Here is an 18,140-nt window from a genome sequence, read left to right as displayed (position 1 = left end):
GGCTCACCTCCTGGGGAGCGGCAAAGAACGGTGCCATTCAAAGAAAGCGGGAAGAACGGCACGAAGAACGCGGAAGGCTGATATTCCACCGCGCACCGTGCCGATCCGGACGAGTTCATGTTCTGGAGCGTCCACGACCACCCGGACGGCCGCAACCGGACGCGGTCCGCGCCGCTGGGCGGTCCAGAGCGTGGCGGCGGACTCCATGTCCACCGCGATCGCTCCGGTCGCCCGCAGAGCGGCCCGCTCGGGCCCCCGTACGACATGGTCGGACCCGGCGAGCGGGCCGGTGTGGACCGTGCGGCCCGGCAGCGCCTCGGCGAGCGCCTTGGCGAGCACGTCGACGCCGGCGCACACGGTGGCGCCCCGGGGGTCGCGGGTTTCCTCGGCGACGACCAGGTCCCCGGGGTGCATCCCGGGGACGAGACCGGCGCAGAAGCCTGAGGCGATGACCGCCGCCGCACGGGTCGCGGGCGCGCCCAGCACCTCGTGGACAGCGCGTTCGGCGGCTTTCGGGCCCATCCCGCTGCGCACCACGGTGACCGGCGCCGCCGCGCCGCCGTGGGCGCCGCGCAGCGCCAGGCGCTCGATGGTGAGCGCGCACGCGATCACCAGCGGCACGTGCGGCGGCTGGGGTGTGTCCATCAACTCCCCTTGGCGGCGTTGGGGGAGAACGGTTCTCCATGGACGTAACGCCCGAGCGCGGTCAGCGGGAAGACCTGCCGGTAGAGGTGGTAGTTGATCGAGAAGTCCCAGGGGAATCCGGTGCCGGTGAAGTACGGCTCGTCCCAGGACCCGTCCTCGCGCTGGTTCTCGGCGAGCCAGGCGATGCCGCGTTCGGCGGCCCTGCCCTCCCGCTCCCCCGCCGCGAGGAGCGCGAGCAGCGCCCAGGCGGTCTGCGAGGCCGTCGAGGGCCCGCGGCCCATCCATTCCGTCTCGCCGTACGAGCGCAGGTCCTCGCCCCAGCCGCCGTCGTCGTTCTGCACGGATTCCAGCCAGCCGACCGCCCGGCGGATCGCCGGGTGCGAGGCGGGGATGCCGGCGGCGGTCAGGGCAGGCACCACCGAGCCGGTGCCGTAGACGTAGTTGACGCCCCAGCGCCCGAACCAGGCGCCGTTGGCCTCCTGTTCGGCCAGCAGCCACTCCACGCCGCGCCGGGTGCGCGGATCGTGCGCCTTGCCCTCGTAGGCCAGCATCTCCACGACGTGGGCGGTGACATCGGCCGACGGCGGGTCGATGACCTCACCGAAGTCGCAGAACGGCAGCCGGTTGGGGAAGGCACTGGTGTTGTCCGCGTCGAACGCGGCCCACGCGCCGTTCTTGGACTGCATGCCCACGCTCCAGCGCACCCCGCGCGCGATGGCCGCCTCGACCTCGTTCTGACGGGGATGCTTGACGCGGCGCAGCGCCAGGATCACCTCGGCGGTGTCGTCGATGTCGGGGTAGTTGTCGTTGTGGAACTCGAACGCCCAGCCCCCCGGCTCGAGTTGGGGCCGGCGCACCGCCCAGTCGCCCGGCCGGGTGATCTCCTCGGCGAGCATCCAGTCGGCCGCCTTGACGAGGGCGGGATGGTCGGGCGCCACGCCCGCGTCGGCCAGCGCGATGACGGCGAGGCAGGTGTCCCACACCGGGGACTGGCAGGCCTCGATCATCCGGGAACCGTCCTCGCGCCACACCGCGAACCGGTCCAGCGACTCCAGGCCGGCCCGCATCACGGGATGCTGGAGGTCGTAGCCGAGCAGATGCAGGGCGATGACGGAGTACACCGCGGGTGGCTGGATACCGCCCCAGCAGCCGTCGTTCTCCTGGCGTTCGACGATCCAGCGGGCGGCCCCGCGCATCGCCGCCCGGCGCAGCTTGCGGGGCGCCACCTTGCGATAGGCGTGCAGCACTTTGTCGAGCCGCTGGAAGGCGCCGCTCCAACTGGCGAGCGGGGCAAGGGGTTTGGCCGGATTGGGCCGCCGCGCGTCGGTGTGCAGCTCATCCAGCGCGAAGGGCGCGGGCCGCACCGGGCGCTTGGCCGAGACCACCGTGAGCGGCACGATGGTCTGCCGCGCCCAGCAGCCGAAGTCGTAGATGTTGAGGGGGACCCACGGCGGCAGGAAGATCAGCTCGGGCGGCAGCTCGGGCAGGTCGTCCCACTTCCACCAGCCGAACAGGGCCAGCCAGATGCGGGTGAAGACCCGGGCCGAGGCGATCCCGCCCTTCGCCCTGATCCAGGCCGAGGCTCGCGCCATGTGCGGGGCCTCGGGCAAGTCGCCGGCGAGCCTGAGGGCGACGTACGCCTCGATGGTGGCGGACAGTTCACCGGGCCCGCCGTAGAAGGTGGCCCAGGTCCCGTCGTCGCGCTGCTGGCCCCGGATGAACAGGGCGGCCGCGGCCAGCACCTTGTCGTCCTGGATTCCGAGGAACTGCCGCAGCAGCAGGTCCTCGGCGTCCATGGTGACGTTGGTCTCCAGGTCGCCCTTCCACCAGCCCTGGGCGTCCTGTCTCGCCAGCAGGTGCTCCACCCCGCGCTGTGCGGCCAGCTTCGCGGCGTCGAGCACCTGGTCCGCGCCGGGTGCCGTCCCGGCGGTCGTCCTGGCCGCGGCGGCCCGGGGCGTCGGGGCCCCGGTGCTTCCGTCGGTCGTCGCTGTCATGGCTTCCCCTTCGTGCAGTGGCTACTTCTGCTGTGCTGGGGTGTGACGTCGGCGCGAGCCCGATTGCCCGGGCCCTGCCGGCGACTGCGCGTCATATGGGAATCGTGATCATCTCTTTCGTACGACGACGAAGTCCGCCAGCGCGGTGAGCTGGGCGCGGACGGTTTGCGGCATGTCGACGGCGCCGAGCGCGTCGATGGCGATGGTGTGCTGCCTGCGGGCCTCCTGGGAGGTCCACTCCCGGCCGCCGGCCTCCTCGATCAGGGCCGCCCGGGTGGCGAACTCCGCCTCGGAGAAGCTGTCGAAGTCATTGCTCTTGGCGTCGGCGGCCAGGAGCTCGCCGAGCCGGGTGGAGGCCGGGCCGCCCGCGGCGAGCGCGGCGACGACGGGCAGGGACTTCTTGCGCTGGCGCAGGTCGCTCCAGGTCTGCTTGCCCGTGGCGTCCGGGTCGCCCCAGATGCCGAGCAGGTCGTCGACGGCCTGGAAGGCGAGGCCGAGGTGGTAGCCGTACGCCTCCAGGGTGTCGGCCATCGCCTCGTCCGCGCCGCCGAGGACCGCGCCGATGGAGACGGCGCAGGCGAGCAGCGCGCCCGTCTTGTTGCCCTCCATCTCCAGGCACTCCTCGACGGTGACCCGCTCGCGGTGCTCGTAGGAGATGTCCTGGGCCTGACCGTCGATCAGCTTGCGGGTGGCGGTGGTCAGACGGCGCGTGGCGCGGCCCGCCTCGACCGTGCCCAGCTCAAGCAGGACCTCGTTGGCGAGCGCGAACAGGGCGTCACCCACGAGGATCGCCTGCGCCGGGCCGTGCACCTTCCACACCGTGTCGCGGTGGCGGCGCTGCTCGTCGCCGTCCATGAGGTCGTCGTGCAGGAGCGAGAAGTTGTGCACGAGCTCCACGGCGACCGCGCCGGGCACGCCGACCTCGGCCGCGGCCCCCGCCGCCTCCGCGGAGAGCAGGGCGAGCGCGGGCCGCACCGCCTTGCCGCCGTCACCGGCCGAGGGGCGCCCCTCGGCGTCGATCCACCCGAAGTGGTAGGCGGCGACGGTGTCCATGGGAGCCGCGAGCCGGTCGACGGCCGCGCGAAGCTCCGGCGTGGACAGCTCGCGCCCCCGCTCCAGCAGGGCGTTGACGTCCACGGTGTCCACAGCCGGATTCGCCGAAGCCGAAGGCACAGTCGGCACAGTCTCTCCTCTTGTTCCAGTACTGCTAACAGTCATGCCGCCTCCTGAAGCGGATGAACAGGGGGGCGGCCCAGCGCGGCGAGCGCCGCGCCCGCGGCGCTGAACCCGCTGCGCACGGCGCCCTCCATGGTCGCGGGCCAGCCGGTCGCGGTCCACGCGCCGGCCAGGTACAGACCGTCCGCGCGGGTCCGCGCCGGTGGCCGCAGCCGTCCGACGCCGGGGGTGGGGGCGAACGTCGCTGTCCGCTCCCGGGTGACGAAGAAGTCGAGGATCTTCGCGCCGCGCGCCGCGGGCAACAGCTTTTCCAGTTCCGGCAGGTAGCGGGCGCGCAATTCGGCCACCGGCAGTTCGATCTCGTCCCCGGCGTCGGACTGGGAGACGGCCAGGTACTGGCCGCCGCCGATCAGCCCCGAGGAGTCCGTCCGGTCGAAGACGAACTGCACGGGGCTGCCGAGCGCGGCGAAGAAGGGCTGTCTGAGAACCTTGCGGTCGTAGACGACGTGGACGTTGAGGATCGGCGCGGTGCCGATGGCGAGCAGCTTGCCCGGGTCCTCGAGGGCGCCCTCGGGCAGCAGACCGTGGGCCTCCTTCTGCGGCACGGCCAGCACCACGGCCTCCGCCTCGAGCGTCTCGCCGGTCAGCTCGACGCGCCAACCGCCGTGCCCCGTACGGGAGATGGCCTCGGCCTTGGCGCGCGTCAGGGTGCGTACGCCCGCCGCGTCCAGGGCCTTGCGGGCCAGCGTGTCGTGCAGATGGCCGAGCGGGACACGGGCCCAGCCGATGTCCCCGGCGCCCGGCGCGGAGAGCAGCCCGGTCTTGAAGACCTTCGCGGCGAGCCCGAGCGAGGCGTGCGGCGCGGTGGCGTTCAGGGTCGCCACGCCCACCAGGTCCCACAGAGCCTCGATGGTCCGCTCGGACTGGCCGTGCCGGGTGAGCCAGCCGGCGAAGTCCTCGTCGTCCAGAGCCGGATCGTCCGGGTCGAGGCGCCCGAGCGCCAGTGCGGCGCGCCCCACACCGGCGCGTTCGGCGAGCGAGAGATGGGGGTAGGCCGCGAGGCCGCGCGCCAGGTGCAGCGGTACGGGCAGCGGGTCGCGGCGCAGCCGGCCGAGCCGGGGGCCCCTGGGGTGGCCCACGTCCAGGACGGGCACGTCCATGCGCTCTTGGACCGGGGCGAGGTCCGCGCCGTCGACGCGGTCGAGGAACCACTGGTAGGCGGTGCAGCAGCGCAGGTAGACGTGCTGGCCGTTGTCGACGGTGAGGTCGCCCCTGCGGAAGGAGAAGGCGAGTCCGCCGAGCCTTGGGCGGCCCTCGACGAGGGTCACCTCCACGCCCGCGTCGGCCAGTTGGAGGGCGGCGGTGGTGCCGGCGAGGCCGCCGCCGACCACCACCGCGCGGGTGGGGCGCGCGTCGTTCATGCCGTCTCCCGTGGGGACGCGTGGGGCGCGCCGCCGGGGCACGCCGCGCCGGTGGCACGTCGCGCGGCCCCGGCCGCGGCGAAGGGGCTGTGCGGGGCGCGCCGGGGCACCGGCGTGGTGCCCGGTCCTTCGTCGAGGTGCGGGTGGTGCATCAGGCGCGCCTCCTGGCGGTGCCCCGCGAGACGTACCGGGTGTCGAGTCCGGACAGGCCGCGCACCGCGACGTACGCCTTCTCGCGGCCGGGCAGCGAGACCCGGCCGCGCAGCACCGCCTCGGGGTCGCGCTCGATGCGGTCGAGCAGGCGCCGGTAGATGCCGGCCATGGCGGCCACGCAGGCGCCGCTGCGCCGGTCCAGCATGGGCAGCAGCCGGTAGCCCTCGGCGAACAGGGCCCGGGCGCGCCGCACTTCGAAGTGGACGAGGCCGGCGAAGTCGGAGCCGGGGGGCGGCAGGGGGCCGTCGAAGCCCAGGGAGCAGCCGAACTTGGCGAGGTCATCGGAGGGCAGATAGGTCCGCCCGGTACCGGCGTCCTCGCGAACGTCCCTGAGGATGTTGGTGAGTTGGAGTGCGAGCCCCAGCGTGTCGGCGTACTCCGCGGCGCGTTCGGTGCCCGGCGCGCCGGGCTGGGTGCCGAACACGCCGAGCGAGAGCCGGCCGATGGCGCCCGCGACACACCGGCAGTAGCCCTTCAGGTCCTCCCACGTCTCATAGCTCTCGCCGTGGACGTCCATCAGGACGCCGTCGATGAGCTCGTCGAGGCCGCCGAGCGGGATCGGGAAACGGCGCGCCGCGTCCGCCAGCGCCACCGCGACCGGGTCGGTGTCGTCCTCGGGGACCGCGCCGTCGCGGATCCGCGCGAGCAGTGCCCGGGTCTCCTCCAGACGGGTCTCCTTGGCGTCCTTGGCCAGCGTGCCGTCACCGATGTCGTCGACCCGGCGTGAGAACGCGTACAGCGCCGACATCGCCTGCCGCTTGTCGGCCGGCAGCAACCGGATGCCGTACGCGAAATTGCGCGCCTGCTGCCCGGTCACGGCCTCGCAGTAGCTGTATGCGGCCTGTACCGGTGCGGACACGGGTGCCTGTGCCTCCACTGTCCGGCTCACCCCTCTCTACGCGCTCTTCGCAAGACGGCTCCCACCTCGCGCATCAGCCTTGCCTTGGTGGGCTTGGGCGGCCCCGGGAGTACGTCGTGGCCGGCGGCGGCGACCGCGTCGAGCGCGGCGCGTCCCCCGGCCACGAATCCGGCCAGCAACAGCTTGAGTCTGCCGTGGACGCTACCCACCAGGGGGGTGCCTTCATTCAGCAACGACCCGGCGCGTTCCGCTTCGAACGCGACCAGCGCACGCACCGAAGCGCTCCCTCGCGGCGCGGCCAGATCGGCCGGCGTGACATGGAAACGTGACATGTCCTCGGCCGGCAGATAGATCCGGTCACGGCCGAGGTCCTCCTTGACGTCCTGGAGGTGTTCGACGATCTGAAGCGCCGTGCAGATCGCGTCGGAACGGCGGAGGCGCTCCGGGCTCGTGGTGCCGGTGATGGCGAGGACGAGCCGCCCTACAGGGTTGGCCGAAAGTTCACAGTAGGCGAGCAGTTCCTCATACGTCTCATAGCGCCGCACCCGCTGGTCCTGGCGGTTCGCGGCGATCAGGCCGAGGAAGGGTTCCGGGGTGAGCGCGCAGCGCCGCACGGTGGGCTGGAGCGCCTCGAGGAGGGGGTGGCGCGGGCTTCCGTCGAAGACCCGGCGCAGATCCGCCTCGAAGGCGTCGAGCAGGGCGAGCCGGCCGTCGGGGTCGTCGGGGGCGCGGGGGTCGCCGGGACCGACGCCGAGGTGGCGGGCGTCGGCGCCGCCGGGGGCGAGGTCGCCGTCGCCGATGTCGTCGACGAGCCGGGCGAAGCCGTAGACGGCCATCAGGTCCTCGCGCCAGGCGCGCGGCAGGAAGAAGGGGGCGACGGGGAAGTTCTCGTCCGCGGCCTTGTCGAGTGTGGCGCGCGACGCGGATCCGGTGCGCACGTCCGGGACTGGGGTCACCGGGTACCGCCCGGGGCGGGAACGGCGGCCGTCCCTTGGAGCTGGAGATCTTCCGTAGCCATGGCCGTCACATCTCCCGTTCTACACCGCCGACCTAAAACATCCTATTTCGGACACGCCGCCTGACCTCCCCGGACGGGATGACCCGCCGCGCGCGGAGCCGGGAGCGTATTGCCCCACTTGCCGCGAATCAGCACCGGTACAGCTTACGTTGTACAACGACCGCCACCGCGCCGGGGTGTTGCGAGCATTACAAGAACACGGCGATCCGGTCCAACCTTCCCCCCGTACTGGCAACTTGACGGGATCTTGACGGTCCGACCACACCCTAGGACGCAACGGCCCCCACCGGGGTTGATCGGCGGGGGCCACGACTGCGGAGTTCTTGAGGTGACGACGCGTCAGCGGCCGGATTCCCTCTGGTAGGCCTTGACGACCTCGTCGGTCGGCCCGTCCATCAGCAGCTCGCCGCGCTCGAGCCAGAGCACCCGGTCGCAGGTGTCCCGGATGGAGCCGATGCTGTGGCTCACCAGGAAGACGGTGCCCGCGTGCTTGCGCAGCTCCCGGATGCGCTCCTCGGAGCGGATCTGGAACTGGCGGTCACCGGTGGCAAGCGCCTCGTCGATCATGAGGACGTCGTGGTCCTTGGCCGCCGCGATGGAGAACCGCAGCCGGGCCGCCATGCCCGAGGAGTACGTCCGCATCGGCAGCGAGATGAAGTCGCCCTTGTCGTTGATCCCGGAGAACTCCACGATCTCCTCGTAGCGCTCCTTGACCTCCTCGCGCGACATGCCCATGGCCAGGCCGCCCAGGATGACGTTGCGCTCGCCGGTGAGGTCGTTCATCAGCGCCGCGTTGACACCGAGCAGCGAGGGCTGCCCGTCGGTGTACACGCGCCCGCTCTCGGGCGGCAGCAGGCCGGCGATGGCCCGCAGCAGCGTCGACTTGCCCGAGCCGTTGGAGCCGATGAGCCCGATCGCCTCGCCGCGGTAGGCGGTGAACGACACGCCCTTGACGGCGTGCACCCGCCGCATGCCCCGGGTGGCGCCGCCGGTCTTGTCCTTCTTGACCATGCGGCTCAGCGCGGCCGTCGCGCTGCCCCGTCCGCCCCCGCCACCGTTGACGGTGTACACGATGTGCACGTCGTCGCAGATGACGGTGGGAATCCGCGCGTCCTCGACCGCGACGCGGTCCTTGATGTCCTCAGCCACGGCCATACCGCTCCTCAGCCTTCCAGAAGTACACGAATCCAAGGGCGCCCACGACGACGGCCCAGCCGACCGCCAGGGCCCAGACGTGCGGGGGCAGGGACCCCCTGCCATAACCGTCCAGCAGGGCGTAGCGCGCCAGATCCATGTAGATCGCGGCGGGGTTGACCTGAAGGACGTGCTTGAGCCAGCTCGGCTTGTCGTGGAGCACCGCGGTGATGCTGAACATCACGCCGGAGGAATACATCCACGTACGCATGATGAACGGCATCAGCTGCGCGAGGTCGGGTGTCTTGGCGCCGAGCCGCGCGAAGATCAGCGCGAGGCCGGTGTTGAAGACGAACTGCAACGCGAGCACCGGAATGATCAGGGGCCAGGTCGTGCCGGGCGCGAAGCCGGAGGCGACCACCACGATCATCAGGACGATCATCGAGAAGAGCAGCTGCTGGAGCTGCTGGAGCGCGAAGGAGATGGGCAGGGACGCGCGCGGGAAGTGCAGCGCGCGCACCAGGCCCAGGTTGCCCGAGATGGCCCGTACGCCGGCCATCAGCGAGTTCTGGGTGAAGGTGAACAGGAACACGCCGGTCACCAGGAACGGGATGAAGACATCGTTGGGGATGCCCTTCCTCGTTCCCATGAGCACGCCGAAGATGAAGTAGTAGACCAGCGCGTTCAGCAGGGGCGTCGCCACCTGCCAGATCTGGCCGAGCTTCGCCTCGCTGTACTGGGCGGTGAGCTTGGCCGAGGAGAACGACAGGATGAAGTGGCGCCGACCCCACAGCTGCTTGATGTAAGCGGTGAGCCCGGGACGGGCACCGCTCACCGACAGCCCGTGCTTGGCGGCGAGATCCGCCGGGGACAGGGTTGTGTCACTCACAAGTGGAAACTTTCGTGTTCAAGAAGTACGCCCGATGGTCGTGGAGCCGAAACTCTCAGATCACGGGGGGACGGCCGAGGCGGGTGAGCTTGAAGACCGTACGCCACTTCATGGGGCGGCGCGGCCCGCAGGGCGTGGTCCAGCCCTCCTTGAAGCCGCCGAACCAGGCTCTCAGAGCCGGGCCCGAGGGCTTGCGGGCCAGCGTCAGGAGCAGCCAGACCCCGAGGTAGACGGGGACCAGGAGCGCCGGCAGATTGCGCCGGGCCAGCCAGACGCGGTTGCGGGCCACCATCCGGTGGTAGACCGCGTGCCGGGACGGGGCGGTCGTCGGGTGGTGCAGGACCATGTCCGCGCGGTAGTCGATCATCCAGCCGCCGTCGAGCGCGCGCCAGGCGAGGTCGGTCTCCTCGTGGGCGTAGAAGAACTCCTCCGGCAGCGCTCCGACCTCGGCGAACACCCGGGTGCGCACGGCGTTGGCACCGCCGAGGAAGGTGGTCACGCGCGAGGAGCGCATCGGGTCGGAGGCGCGCAGCCTCGGGACGTGGCGGCGCTGGGTGACGCCGGTGTCCGGGTCGGCGATGCGGAAGCTGATGATGCCGAGCTCGGGGTCGGCCGCGAAGGCCTGGCGGCACAGCTCCGCGGTGTCGGTGTTCGCCAGCGAGCCGTCGTCGTCGAGGAAGAGCAGCACGTCGACGTCGGAGCCCGAGGGGCCGAACGCCTCGATGCCGACGTTGCGCCCGCCCGGGATGCCCAGGTTCTCCGGCAGCTCCACGGTGCGTACGCCCTCGGGGACGTCCGGGACCGGGGCGCCGTTGCCGACCACCACGACCTGGACCGCGTCGCCGTCCTGCCCGGCCACCGAGTCGAGCAGGGCGCGCAGTTCAGCGGGGCGGTTGCCCATGGTGATGACGACCGCTCCGACCTTCAGGGGGCCGCCCTGCGCCGGGGCGCTCACTTGAGCCTGCTCGAAGCCAGGACGGACACGAGGTGCAGCAGCGTCTGAAGGAGCGCGATGCCGGCGAGCACCGCGACGCCCAGGCGCGAGAAGTACAGGTCGCCGCGGACCTGGTCCACGACCGCGAGGACCAGGATCAGCAGGGACGCCTCGATGCCGAGGACGAGCCGGTGGAACTTCAGCGCGGCGGCGGCCCGGCGGGCCAGCGCCATGCCGGAGGAGCGCGGGGTCGCGGCCGCGTCCTTGACCTGCGGCAGGCCGGCCTGGTGGCGGGCGACGCCGACGAGGTCGGTCTCGGCCTTGATCAGGATCGCGCCGAGCGCCGCGAGCGTACCGAGGAAGGCCCACAGCCAGTCGATGCGGCCGGGGCCCCACAGGTCGGCGGCGCGCAGGCCGAAACCGACCAGGACCGCCGCGTCGCACAGATAGGCGCCGACGCGGTCCAGGTAGACCCCGGAGAGCGAGAACTGCTTCTTCCAGCGGGCCACTTCGCCGTCGACGCAGTCGAGCAGCAGATAGCCCTGGACGGCCACGACGCCGAGGACGGCGCCCCAGACGCCCGGCACGAGCAGGGCGGGCGCGGCGAGGACACCACTGAGCGTCATCAGGTAGGTCAGCTGGTTGGGCGTGACCTTGGTGGTGACCAGGAGGCGGGTGACGCGCAGCGAGATCTCGCGCATGTACAGGCGGCCGCCCCAGTGTTCTCCGCTGACCCGGTCCTTGACACCCGCCGGGTGCACGACCGGGCGGAGTTCAGCTACGGATGGTCTTGGCATAGTCGGCGTACGCGTCCCTGATCTGGTCGGTGGACAGGTCGAGATGTTCAAGGATGGTGTAGCGGCCGGGACGGGTCCGCGGCGCGAACTCGACGGCCTGGACGAACTCCTCGGCGCTGAAGCCGATTTCCTCCGCCGTCACCGGCAGGGCGTGCCGGCGCAGCACCTCGGCCATCAGCGCGGACTGCCCGGTCGCGCCGCGCAGGTGCATCGCGAACGCGGCGCCCAGACCGCACTGCTCGCCGTGGCTCGCGGCGCGCTGCGGGAAGAGCAGGTCGAAGGCGTGGCTGATCTCGTGGCAGGCGCCCGACGAGGGCCGGGTGTCGCCGCTGATCGACATGGCGATGCCGGACATGACCAGGCCCTCGGAGAGCGTGACCAGGAAGTCGTCGTCGCCGACCGTGCCGGGGTGGCGCAGGACCGCCTCGCCGGCGCTGCGTGCCATGGCGGCGGCCAGGCCGTCGACGGGCTCACCGGTCTCGCGGTGGGAGAGCTCCCAGTCCGCGATGGCGGACAGGTTGGAGATCGCGTCACCGATGCCGGAGCGCACATAGCGCGCCGGGGCGTCGCGGATGACGTCCAGGTCGATGAGGATCGCCAGCGGGGTGGGCACCCCGTAGGAGCCGCGACCGTTGTCGTTGTCGAGGGTGGAGACGGGCGAGCAGATGCCGTCGTGGGAGAGGTTCGTGGCGACCGCGACCATCGGCAGACCGACGCGGGCCGCCGCGTACTTGGTCACGTCGATGATCTTGCCGCCGCCCAGCGCCACGACCGCGTCGTAGCGCTTGCCGCGCATCTGGTCGGCCAGGGTGACGGCGGCGTCGATGGTGCCGCCGTCCACCGCGTACCACTCGGCGCCGGGAAGGACCGGGGCGAACCGCTCGCGCAGCTTCTGCCCCGAGCCGCCGCTGACCGCGATGGCGAGGTTGCCGTTGGCGGAGATCCGCTGGTCGGCCAGGACGACCGCGAGATCGTCCAGGGCGCCGCGCCGGATGTCGACGACGACGGGTGACGGGATGAGCCGCGTCAGTACTGGCACGCGATCTCACGGCCCTTCGCCAGGTCGTCGTGGTTGTCGATCTCGACCCACGACACCTCGCCGATGGGCGCCACGTCGACGGTGAAGCCGCGGCCCACGAGCTCCTGGTAGCCGTCCTCGTAGTAGAGGTCGGGGTCGCGCTCGAAGGTGGCCTTCAGGGCATCGGCCAGTTCCTCGGCGGCCTCGGCCTCGATGAGCGTGACGCCGATGTACTCACCCGTGGCCTCGGCGGGGTCCATCAGCTTGGTGATGCGCTGGACGCCCTTGCCCTCGGCGGTGATCACCTTCATCTCCTCGTCGGCCAGGCTCTTGACCGTGTCGAGGGCGAGGATGATCTTCCGGCCCTCGCCGCGCGCGCCGAGCAGCGTCTTCTCGACGGAGACGGGATGGACGGTGTCGCCGTTGGCGAGGATCACTCCGCGCTTGAGGACCTCACGCGCACACCACAGGGAGTAGGCGTTGTTCCACTCCTCGGCCTTGTCGTTGTCGATCAGCGTGATCGTGACGCCGTACCGGGCCTCAAGGGCCTCCTTGCGCGCGTACACGGCTTCCTTGCGGTAGCCGACGACGACGGCGACTTCGGTGAGGCCGACCTCGGCGAAGTTCTTCAGCGCGATGTCCAGGACGGTGGTGTCACCGTCGACCGGCACGAGAGCCTTCGGGAGCGTGTCGGTGTAGGGGCGCAGACGCCGTCCGGCACCGGCTGCCAGAACAAGGCCAATCATGCTGTCTCTCCTTCGTCATGTACGGCAGGTGCTCCGGAGGACACCCAGAAACGGATGGACTCCACGAGCACCACGAGCGCGACGGCCGCCGCCAGGGCGGTGAGCGCCAGGGTGAAGTCTGTGTCGCGCGCGGCCAGCGCGGCGGCGAGCACCGTCACCACGAGCGCCCGGCCCTCGTGCCCGCCGACCGCCCGGACCAGCCAGGCCGGCGGCGCGCCGGATCCGCCCTTGATGCGGTAGACCGTGTCGTAGTGATGGTAGGCGACCGCGGAGACCAGCCCGAAGGCCGCGGGAAGGGCCCCGGGGACGTCCGAGCGGGCCGCGAGGATGAGGATCACGCAGTACTCCGCCACCCGGAAGAGTGGCGGAACGAGCCAGTCGAGGGCGCCCTTGAGGGGGGCCGCGACGGCGAGGCCGGACAAGAGCGCGTACAGCGCGGCGGCGCCGATCACCAGGCCGCCGCCGGGCGGCACCGTGAGGGCGGCGGCGATCAGCAACGCCGCGCCGATGCCCGCGAGGACGGGGGCGCCCGGGATCCGGGGCGCCCTCGCCGCGATCAGCTGGGCGAGCGGGCCGCTGTCGGCGAGGTCGGCCAGCGCCCGGGCGGCGCGGTCGGTGCGGGTGGCCCGGCGGGTCACGGAGCGCAGGACGCGCCCCGCGGTGGTGTAGCAGGCGGCGAAGGCGCAGCCGATGAGCAGCGCGTAGAAAACGACGCGGGGGGTGGTGAGGGCCGTCAGCACCGCAATCATCGCCCAGCGCTCGCCGATGGGCAGCACGATCATGCGGCGTACCCACACCGTCCAGCCGACCGAGTCGAGCCGGTCGGACAGGGCGGCGGTGGGGCTGGTGTTGGCGGTGGCGTCGGTGCCTACGACGTGCGCCTCGTTGTAGGAGAAGTCCACGACATGGCGGCAGGTCTGGAGCACCATCGCCCCCAGCGCGAGCGCCCATACGTCGTCGCCGCCCCGGGCGGCTCCGAGGGCGAGGCCCGCGTAGTAGGCGTACTCCTTGGCGCGGTCGAACGTGGCGTCGAGCCAGGCGCCCATCGTGGAGTACTGCAACGAGTAGCGGGCGAGCTGCCCGTCGGTGCAGTCCAGGACGAAGGACAGGAGAAGGAGCACACCGGCCGCGACGTATCCGCCACGGCTGCCGGTCGCCGCGCAGCCCGCCGCGATCAGGGCGGTGATCAGCGAGGCGGTGGTGACCTGGTTGGGGGTCAGTCCCCTGCGGGCGCACCAGCGGGCGAGGTAGCGGGAGTAGGGGCTGATGAAGTGGGTGGTGAAGAAGCCGTCGCGCGACTTGACGGCGTTGCGCAGGCGTACGGCCTCGTCGTCGACGGCGGCGACGGCGCGGGCCGCCTCTGCCGCGGCCACCGCGTCGGCGGGGACGGTCGCGACGAGCGAGCCCAGCTCGGGGTGGTGCACGGCCACGCCGTCTGCTTCCAGGGCGCGGACGACGTCGTCGGTGAGCACGGCGGCGACGGGCACCTGGGCCACGGGTGCGGGGGCGGCCCCGGCCAGGGCGCGCGCCAGCGCCGGGCGGGCCTCGGCCTGGACCGTCAGGGCGCCGGGGACGGCGGCGGCCGGGAAGCGGGGGTCGGTCAGCGCCAGGCGCAGCGCGTGGACGTGGCCGAGGAAGCGCGGATCGACCAGGGCGACGCGCTCACCCGCGGGCACGCGCTCGAGCAGGCCGGGCAGGTCGTCGGGGAGGAAGGCGTTCTGTACGTCGAAACCCAGTGCGCGCAGGTCGGGTCCGAGCTGCGATCCGGGCACCGGCGGGCCGGTAACGATGGCGGTCGACAGACGAACTCACTCCTTGCGACTGACATGGCGGTAGTCCAACGGCCCGGCCCGAACGGGAGGCGGGCGGCACGTCGGCAGAGGCTATCGGATGCGCGGAAGCGGGAATTCACTGGCCGTTCACGCCCGCTGAGGCCCACCGGCTCCCGCTGCCGCACGGCAGCGATCATCATCGTCGATCGGGGGCGCCGCCCACAAACCGCCTGCCCGTGGCGGCCGCCCCGCCCGCGCGCCGCCGTCGCCCCCCAAGGCCGCCCGCAGATCGCCACAACGCTCTGACCTGCGGGCATTTGCGCAGGTCAGAGACTATGACAACGGTGTTCAGTGCCGTGTTGCGGATACCCCCTACCCGTAGTTCACTTGCCCCTCGTACGAGACGCCAGGATTGATCAGGAACGGATCCGGGAGGCCTTTCATGGGGGCTGGGCACGACCACGGACACACACACGGCGCACCGCCGCCGACGGGCACCGCGGCGGCCGCCTACCGGGGACGGCTGCGCATCGCGCTCGCCATCACACTGACGGTGATGGTCGTGGAGGTCGTCGGCGGCCTGCTCGCGGACTCCCTGGCGCTGGTCGCGGACGCGGCGCACATGGCGACGGACGGCCTCGGGCTCGCGATGGCGCTGCTGGCCATCCACTTCGCCAACCGCCCGGCCGGCGGCAACCGCACCTATGGCTACGCCAGGGCCGAGATCCTTGCGGCGCTCGCCAACTGCCTGCTGCTGCTCGGCGTGGGTGGCTACATCCTGTTCGAGGCCGTCTCGCGATTCGTGGAGCCGGCCGGCACCTCGGGCGGCACGGCCGTGGTCTTCGGCCTCGTGGGCCTGGCCGCGAACTCGGTCTCCCTGTGCCTGCTGATGAAGGGGCAGCAGGAGAGCCTGAACGTGCGCGGCGCCTTCCTCGAAGTGCTCTCCGACGCGCTCGGCTCGGGGGCCGTGGTGGTGGCCGGCCTCGTCATCATCACCACCGGCTGGCAGGCGGCCGACCCGATCGCCTCCCTGGTGATCGGCCTGATGATCGTGCCGAGGACCGTCAAGCTGCTGCGCGAGACCTTGAACGTGCTGCTCGAGTCGGCCCCCAAAGGGGTGGACATGGCGGAGGTCCGCTCGCACATCGTGGCGCTGGAGGGCGTCGAGGACGTCCACGATCTGCACGCCTGGACGATCACCTCGGGCATGCCGGTGCTCTCCGCCCACGTGGTGGTCAGCCAGGACGTGCTCGACTCGGTGGGACACGAGAAGCTGCTGCACGAATTGCAGGGCTGCCTGGGCGACCACTTCGACGTGGAGCACTGCACCTTCCAGCTGGAGCCCGGTGGGCACGCCGAGCACGAGGCGCGGCTCTGCCACTGACCTGCGGCGGTTCCCGGGGCGACCCGTGGGGCAGGACATGCGGGTGCCGCTCAATGGCGAAGACGCCGCCGTTGTACGGCAGACTGGGCAGCCGAGGACCGAAGCGAAGGATGGTTATGCCGAGCACACCAGCCACCACGGCGAACAACTCGTCGAACGGGACCATGGGCGCCGCACCGGAGATCATGCTCGAACTCGTCGACGAGAGCGGCAACACCATCGGGACCGCGGAGAAGCTGGCCGCGCACCAGGCGCCCGGTCAGCTGCACCGGGCGTTCTCCGTCTTCCTCTTCGACCAGAAGGGCCGGCTGCTGTTGCAGCGGCGCGCGCTCGGCAAGTACCACTCCCCCGGTGTCTGGTCCAACACCTGCTGCGGCCATCCTTACCCCGGCGAGTCCCCGTTCGCGGCGGCCGCCCGGCGCACCCATGAGGAGCTGGGCATCTCACCCACGCTGCTCGCCGAGGCGGGCACGGTGCGCTACAACCACCCCGACCCGGAGTCGGGTCTGGTGGAGCAGGAGTACAACCACCTCTTCGTGGGACTTGCCCAGTCCGCGCTGCGGCCCGATCCCGAGGAGATCGGCGAGACGGCGTTCGTGAGCGCCGAGGAGCTCGCCGAGCGGCACGCGAGTACGCCGTTCTCGGCGTGGTTCATGACGGTCCTCGACGCCGCGCGGCCCGCGATCAAGGAGCTCACGGGGCCCGGCGCGGGCTGGTGATCCCCGGCAGAGGGGCCAGCGGGAGTGCGGCCCACACGATCTTTCCGCCGCTCGCGGTCTGCTCGACGTCGCACACCCCGCCGGCCTCCTCGGTGATCTCACGGACCAGGAGCAGCCCGCGCCCGCCGGTCCGCGCGCAGTCGGCCTCCAGGGCCTTGGGCCGGTAGGGGTGCTCGTCCTCGACGGACACCCGGATCCACTCGGCCCCGATCGCCACCTCGACGGCGACCTGCGGCGAGAGCAGCGCCGCGTGTCTGACCGCGTTGGTGACCAGCTCCGAGACGATGAGCAGCAGGCCCTGTACGAGGTCGTCGTGGGCCGGCACGTCCTGGCGGCGCAGCAGGTCGCGCACCGCGTGCCGGGCCCCTGGGACCGAGACGTCGACGGCGGGAGCGGTGAACCGCCACACGCCTTCGTAGGACCGCGCGCCGCCAACAGCGGCGGTTTCGGGCGGAAGGCTCCCGCGGATCTCCATGTTCTGGCACCCACCCTTACGGCTCGACGGGGGACCCCCACTCCTGACGAGTGTCCAAAGTGCGCTGGTCCGGACCGCCCGACTGACCAGAAGTCCCCATCTATCGCCGCTTTTTGACCGCCGAAGCAAGAAAGTGTCACCTCGGCGGCGGGTACTGTTCGCCGTCTGACGGTTTTGCCACGGCTTGCGGGGGTGTCGGAGACATCGGAGGCGTGTCCTTGGCGGCGCCCGGCGAGGCCACCGCGTCGCTCACAAGAGTGACGATTCTGCGCCCGCCCACGCCGATGGCGATCAGCCCGAGACCGTCGAACAGCAGGGCCAGCGAGAAGAAGCAGCCGATGACGTACCGGCTGTTGCTCGGCCAGCTCGCGAGCACCAGCACACCCAGGAGCACCCCGAAGGCGCCCTGCACCAGCGTCCAGCCGAACTGCGGCCCGCGCACCACCACGCTGCCCGCCAGGCGGAAGACCCCGCCGGTCAGGAACAGCAGGGCGGCGAACATCGTCAGCGCCTCCGCGCTGCCCTCGGGGCGGCGGATGATGACGACGCCCGCGGCCAGGTTCAGCGCGGCGACCACGACGGCGAGCCAGAAGAAGCCCGAGCCGCGCGACTGGATCGCGTGCGCCAGGCCCACGACGCCGCCGATCAGCAGCAGCCAGCCGAAGAGCAGCATGGTGGTGAGGGTGGCGAACTCGGTGTAGCCGAGGCCCACCAGACCGGCCACGACCAGGATCGCGCCGAGCAGGGCCAACAGCCCGAAGCTCCGGCTCAGTCTCCTGCCTTCGCGTACGCCGTCGCGCCCGGTGCCGTCGCGTCCGGTGCCTGCGCGTCCGGTGCCTGCGGTTCCGACGTCGCGCCTGGGTCTGGCCATCAGCGTCTCCTCATCGATCCGCGTGCGACCCCCCTTGCGATCATAAGGAGCGGGTGCCCGGATAGCATCCGGCGC

Annotated in this window: 18 protein-coding genes; 2 read left to right on the top strand and 16 right to left on the bottom strand. The window is 71.6% G+C overall.

Translation table 11 applies throughout. From position 1 onward, the window contains the following. Window positions 1–3 precede the first annotated feature (3 nt). From ABR738_RS33525 to ABR738_RS33460, 14 genes are all read right to left on the bottom strand, one after another. Complete coding sequence (locus tag ABR738_RS33525; protein ID WP_350233688.1) at window positions 4–645, bottom strand: phosphorylase family protein; 642 nt, start codon at window positions 643–645, stop codon at window positions 4–6. Next, window positions 645–2,639: a squalene--hopene cyclase gene (gene shc, locus ABR738_RS33520; RefSeq protein WP_350233687.1), complete on the bottom strand. Its 1,995-nt coding sequence runs from the start codon at window positions 2,637–2,639 to the stop codon at window positions 645–647. The genes ABR738_RS33525 and shc overlap by 1 nt, the downstream gene beginning before the upstream one ends. A 108-nt stretch (window positions 2,640–2,747) precedes the next feature. Continuing rightward, window positions 2,748–3,857, bottom strand: coding sequence for a polyprenyl synthetase family protein (locus ABR738_RS33515; protein WP_350233686.1), 1,110 nt, complete (start codon window positions 3,855–3,857; stop codon window positions 2,748–2,750). Next, window positions 3,854–5,236, bottom strand: a complete 1,383-nt coding sequence (hpnE, locus tag ABR738_RS33510) for a hydroxysqualene dehydroxylase HpnE (RefSeq protein ID WP_350233685.1) — start codon at window positions 5,234–5,236, stop codon at window positions 3,854–3,856. The genes ABR738_RS33515 and hpnE overlap by 4 nt, the downstream gene beginning before the upstream one ends. After that, entirely contained in the window at window positions 5,233–5,388 is a 156-nt protein-coding gene (locus ABR738_RS33505) for a hypothetical protein (protein WP_350233684.1), read from the bottom strand. Before ABR738_RS33505 ends, hpnE begins: the two co-directional genes overlap by 4 nt. Continuing rightward, window positions 5,388–6,338, bottom strand: a complete 951-nt coding sequence (gene hpnD / locus ABR738_RS33500) for a presqualene diphosphate synthase HpnD (RefSeq protein WP_350233682.1) — start codon at window positions 6,336–6,338, stop codon at window positions 5,388–5,390. Before hpnD ends, ABR738_RS33505 begins: the two co-directional genes overlap by 1 nt. Next, entirely contained in the window at window positions 6,335–7,246 is a 912-nt protein-coding gene (gene hpnC / locus ABR738_RS33495; RefSeq protein ID WP_350233681.1) for a squalene synthase HpnC, read from the bottom strand. Before hpnC ends, hpnD begins: the two co-directional genes overlap by 4 nt. A 419-nt stretch (window positions 7,247–7,665) precedes the next feature. Next, window positions 7,666–8,481, bottom strand: coding sequence for an ABC transporter ATP-binding protein (locus tag ABR738_RS33490; RefSeq protein WP_350233680.1), 816 nt, complete (start codon window positions 8,479–8,481; stop codon window positions 7,666–7,668). Further along, entirely contained in the window at window positions 8,468–9,349 is an 882-nt protein-coding gene (locus ABR738_RS33485; RefSeq protein WP_350233679.1) for an ABC transporter permease, read from the bottom strand. The genes ABR738_RS33490 and ABR738_RS33485 overlap by 14 nt, the downstream gene beginning before the upstream one ends. A 55-nt stretch (window positions 9,350–9,404) precedes the next feature. Next, the gene (locus ABR738_RS33480; RefSeq protein ID WP_350234857.1) at window positions 9,405–10,250 is read right to left on the bottom strand and encodes a glycosyltransferase family 2 protein; all 846 of its coding nucleotides are present in this window, start codon (window positions 10,248–10,250) and stop codon (window positions 9,405–9,407) included. 50 nt (window positions 10,251–10,300) lie between these two features. Beyond that, window positions 10,301–11,080 (bottom strand): CDP-alcohol phosphatidyltransferase family protein, encoded by a 780-nt coding sequence (locus ABR738_RS33475; RefSeq protein WP_350233678.1) that lies wholly within the window; start codon window positions 11,078–11,080, stop codon window positions 10,301–10,303. After that, window positions 11,058–12,119 carry an iron-containing alcohol dehydrogenase family protein gene (locus ABR738_RS33470; protein WP_350233677.1) on the bottom strand — a complete coding sequence of 354 codons (1,062 nt, stop codon included), beginning with the start codon at window positions 12,117–12,119 and terminating at the stop codon, window positions 11,058–11,060. Before ABR738_RS33470 ends, ABR738_RS33475 begins: the two co-directional genes overlap by 23 nt. Next, complete coding sequence (locus ABR738_RS33465; protein WP_350233676.1) at window positions 12,107–12,844, bottom strand: phosphocholine cytidylyltransferase family protein; 738 nt, start codon at window positions 12,842–12,844, stop codon at window positions 12,107–12,109. Before ABR738_RS33465 ends, ABR738_RS33470 begins: the two co-directional genes overlap by 13 nt. Then, a complete protein-coding gene (locus ABR738_RS33460; RefSeq protein ID WP_350234856.1) occupies window positions 12,841–14,646 on the bottom strand; it encodes a DUF5941 domain-containing protein in 1,806 nt (601 codons plus the stop codon). The genes ABR738_RS33465 and ABR738_RS33460 overlap by 4 nt, the downstream gene beginning before the upstream one ends. Before the next feature lie 412 nt (window positions 14,647–15,058). Between ABR738_RS33460 and ABR738_RS33455 the strand changes: the two genes are divergently transcribed. Together ABR738_RS33455 and idi are read left to right on the top strand one after the other, a co-directional pair. Beyond that, window positions 15,059–16,000 (top strand): cation diffusion facilitator family transporter, encoded by a 942-nt coding sequence (locus ABR738_RS33455; protein ID WP_350233675.1) that lies wholly within the window; start codon window positions 15,059–15,061, stop codon window positions 15,998–16,000. Window positions 16,001–16,116: 116 nt separating this feature from the next. Continuing rightward, entirely contained in the window at window positions 16,117–16,719 is a 603-nt protein-coding gene (idi, locus tag ABR738_RS33450) for an isopentenyl-diphosphate Delta-isomerase (protein ID WP_350233674.1), read from the top strand. Here idi and ABR738_RS33445 read toward each other — a convergent pair. Further along, the gene (locus ABR738_RS33445; RefSeq protein ID WP_350233673.1) at window positions 16,694–17,194 is read right to left on the bottom strand and encodes an ATP-binding protein; all 501 of its coding nucleotides are present in this window, start codon (window positions 17,192–17,194) and stop codon (window positions 16,694–16,696) included. The genes idi and ABR738_RS33445 overlap by 26 nt on opposite strands. Before the next feature lie 136 nt (window positions 17,195–17,330). After that, window positions 17,331–18,065 carry an HdeD family acid-resistance protein gene (locus ABR738_RS33440; protein ID WP_350233672.1) on the bottom strand — a complete coding sequence of 245 codons (735 nt, stop codon included), beginning with the start codon at window positions 18,063–18,065 and terminating at the stop codon, window positions 17,331–17,333. Window positions 18,066–18,140 lie beyond the last annotated feature (75 nt).

Source organism: Streptomyces sp. Edi4 (genome assembly GCF_040253615.1).
Taxonomy (GTDB): Bacteria; Actinomycetota; Actinomycetes; order Streptomycetales; family Streptomycetaceae; genus Streptomyces.
This window is presented reverse-complemented; position numbering and strand designations above follow the sequence as displayed.

What these genes read in the sequence shown, in the direction of transcription:
- ABR738_RS33525 (WP_350233688.1), bottom strand. Translation starts at nt 645, where the DNA reads ATGGACACACCCCAGCCGCCGCACGTGCCGCTGGTGATCGCGTGCGCG.
- ABR738_RS33455 (WP_350233675.1), top strand. Translation starts at nt 15,059, where the DNA reads ATGGGGGCTGGGCACGACCACGGACACACACACGGCGCACCGCCGCCG.
- idi (WP_350233674.1), top strand. Translation starts at nt 16,117, where the DNA reads ATGCCGAGCACACCAGCCACCACGGCGAACAACTCGTCGAACGGGACC.
- hpnE (WP_350233685.1), bottom strand. Translation starts at nt 5,236, where the DNA reads ATGAACGACGCGCGCCCCACCCGCGCGGTGGTGGTCGGCGGCGGCCTC.
- ABR738_RS33515 (WP_350233686.1), bottom strand. Translation starts at nt 3,857, where the DNA reads ATGACTGTTAGCAGTACTGGAACAAGAGGAGAGACTGTGCCGACTGTG.
- ABR738_RS33465 (WP_350233676.1), bottom strand. Translation starts at nt 12,844, where the DNA reads ATGATTGGCCTTGTTCTGGCAGCCGGTGCCGGACGGCGTCTGCGCCCC.
- ABR738_RS33505 (WP_350233684.1), bottom strand. Translation starts at nt 5,388, where the DNA reads ATGCACCACCCGCACCTCGACGAAGGACCGGGCACCACGCCGGTGCCC.
- ABR738_RS33480 (WP_350234857.1), bottom strand. Translation starts at nt 10,250, where the DNA reads ATGGGCAACCGCCCCGCTGAACTGCGCGCCCTGCTCGACTCGGTGGCC.
- ABR738_RS33440 (WP_350233672.1), bottom strand. Translation starts at nt 18,065, where the DNA reads ATGGCCAGACCCAGGCGCGACGTCGGAACCGCAGGCACCGGACGCGCA.
- shc (WP_350233687.1), bottom strand. Translation starts at nt 2,639, where the DNA reads ATGACAGCGACGACCGACGGAAGCACCGGGGCCCCGACGCCCCGGGCC.
- ABR738_RS33475 (WP_350233678.1), bottom strand. Translation starts at nt 11,080, where the DNA reads ATGCCAAGACCATCCGTAGCTGAACTCCGCCCGGTCGTGCACCCGGCG.
- ABR738_RS33490 (WP_350233680.1), bottom strand. Translation starts at nt 8,481, where the DNA reads ATGGCCGTGGCTGAGGACATCAAGGACCGCGTCGCGGTCGAGGACGCG.
- ABR738_RS33445 (WP_350233673.1), bottom strand. Translation starts at nt 17,194, where the DNA reads ATGGAGATCCGCGGGAGCCTTCCGCCCGAAACCGCCGCTGTTGGCGGC.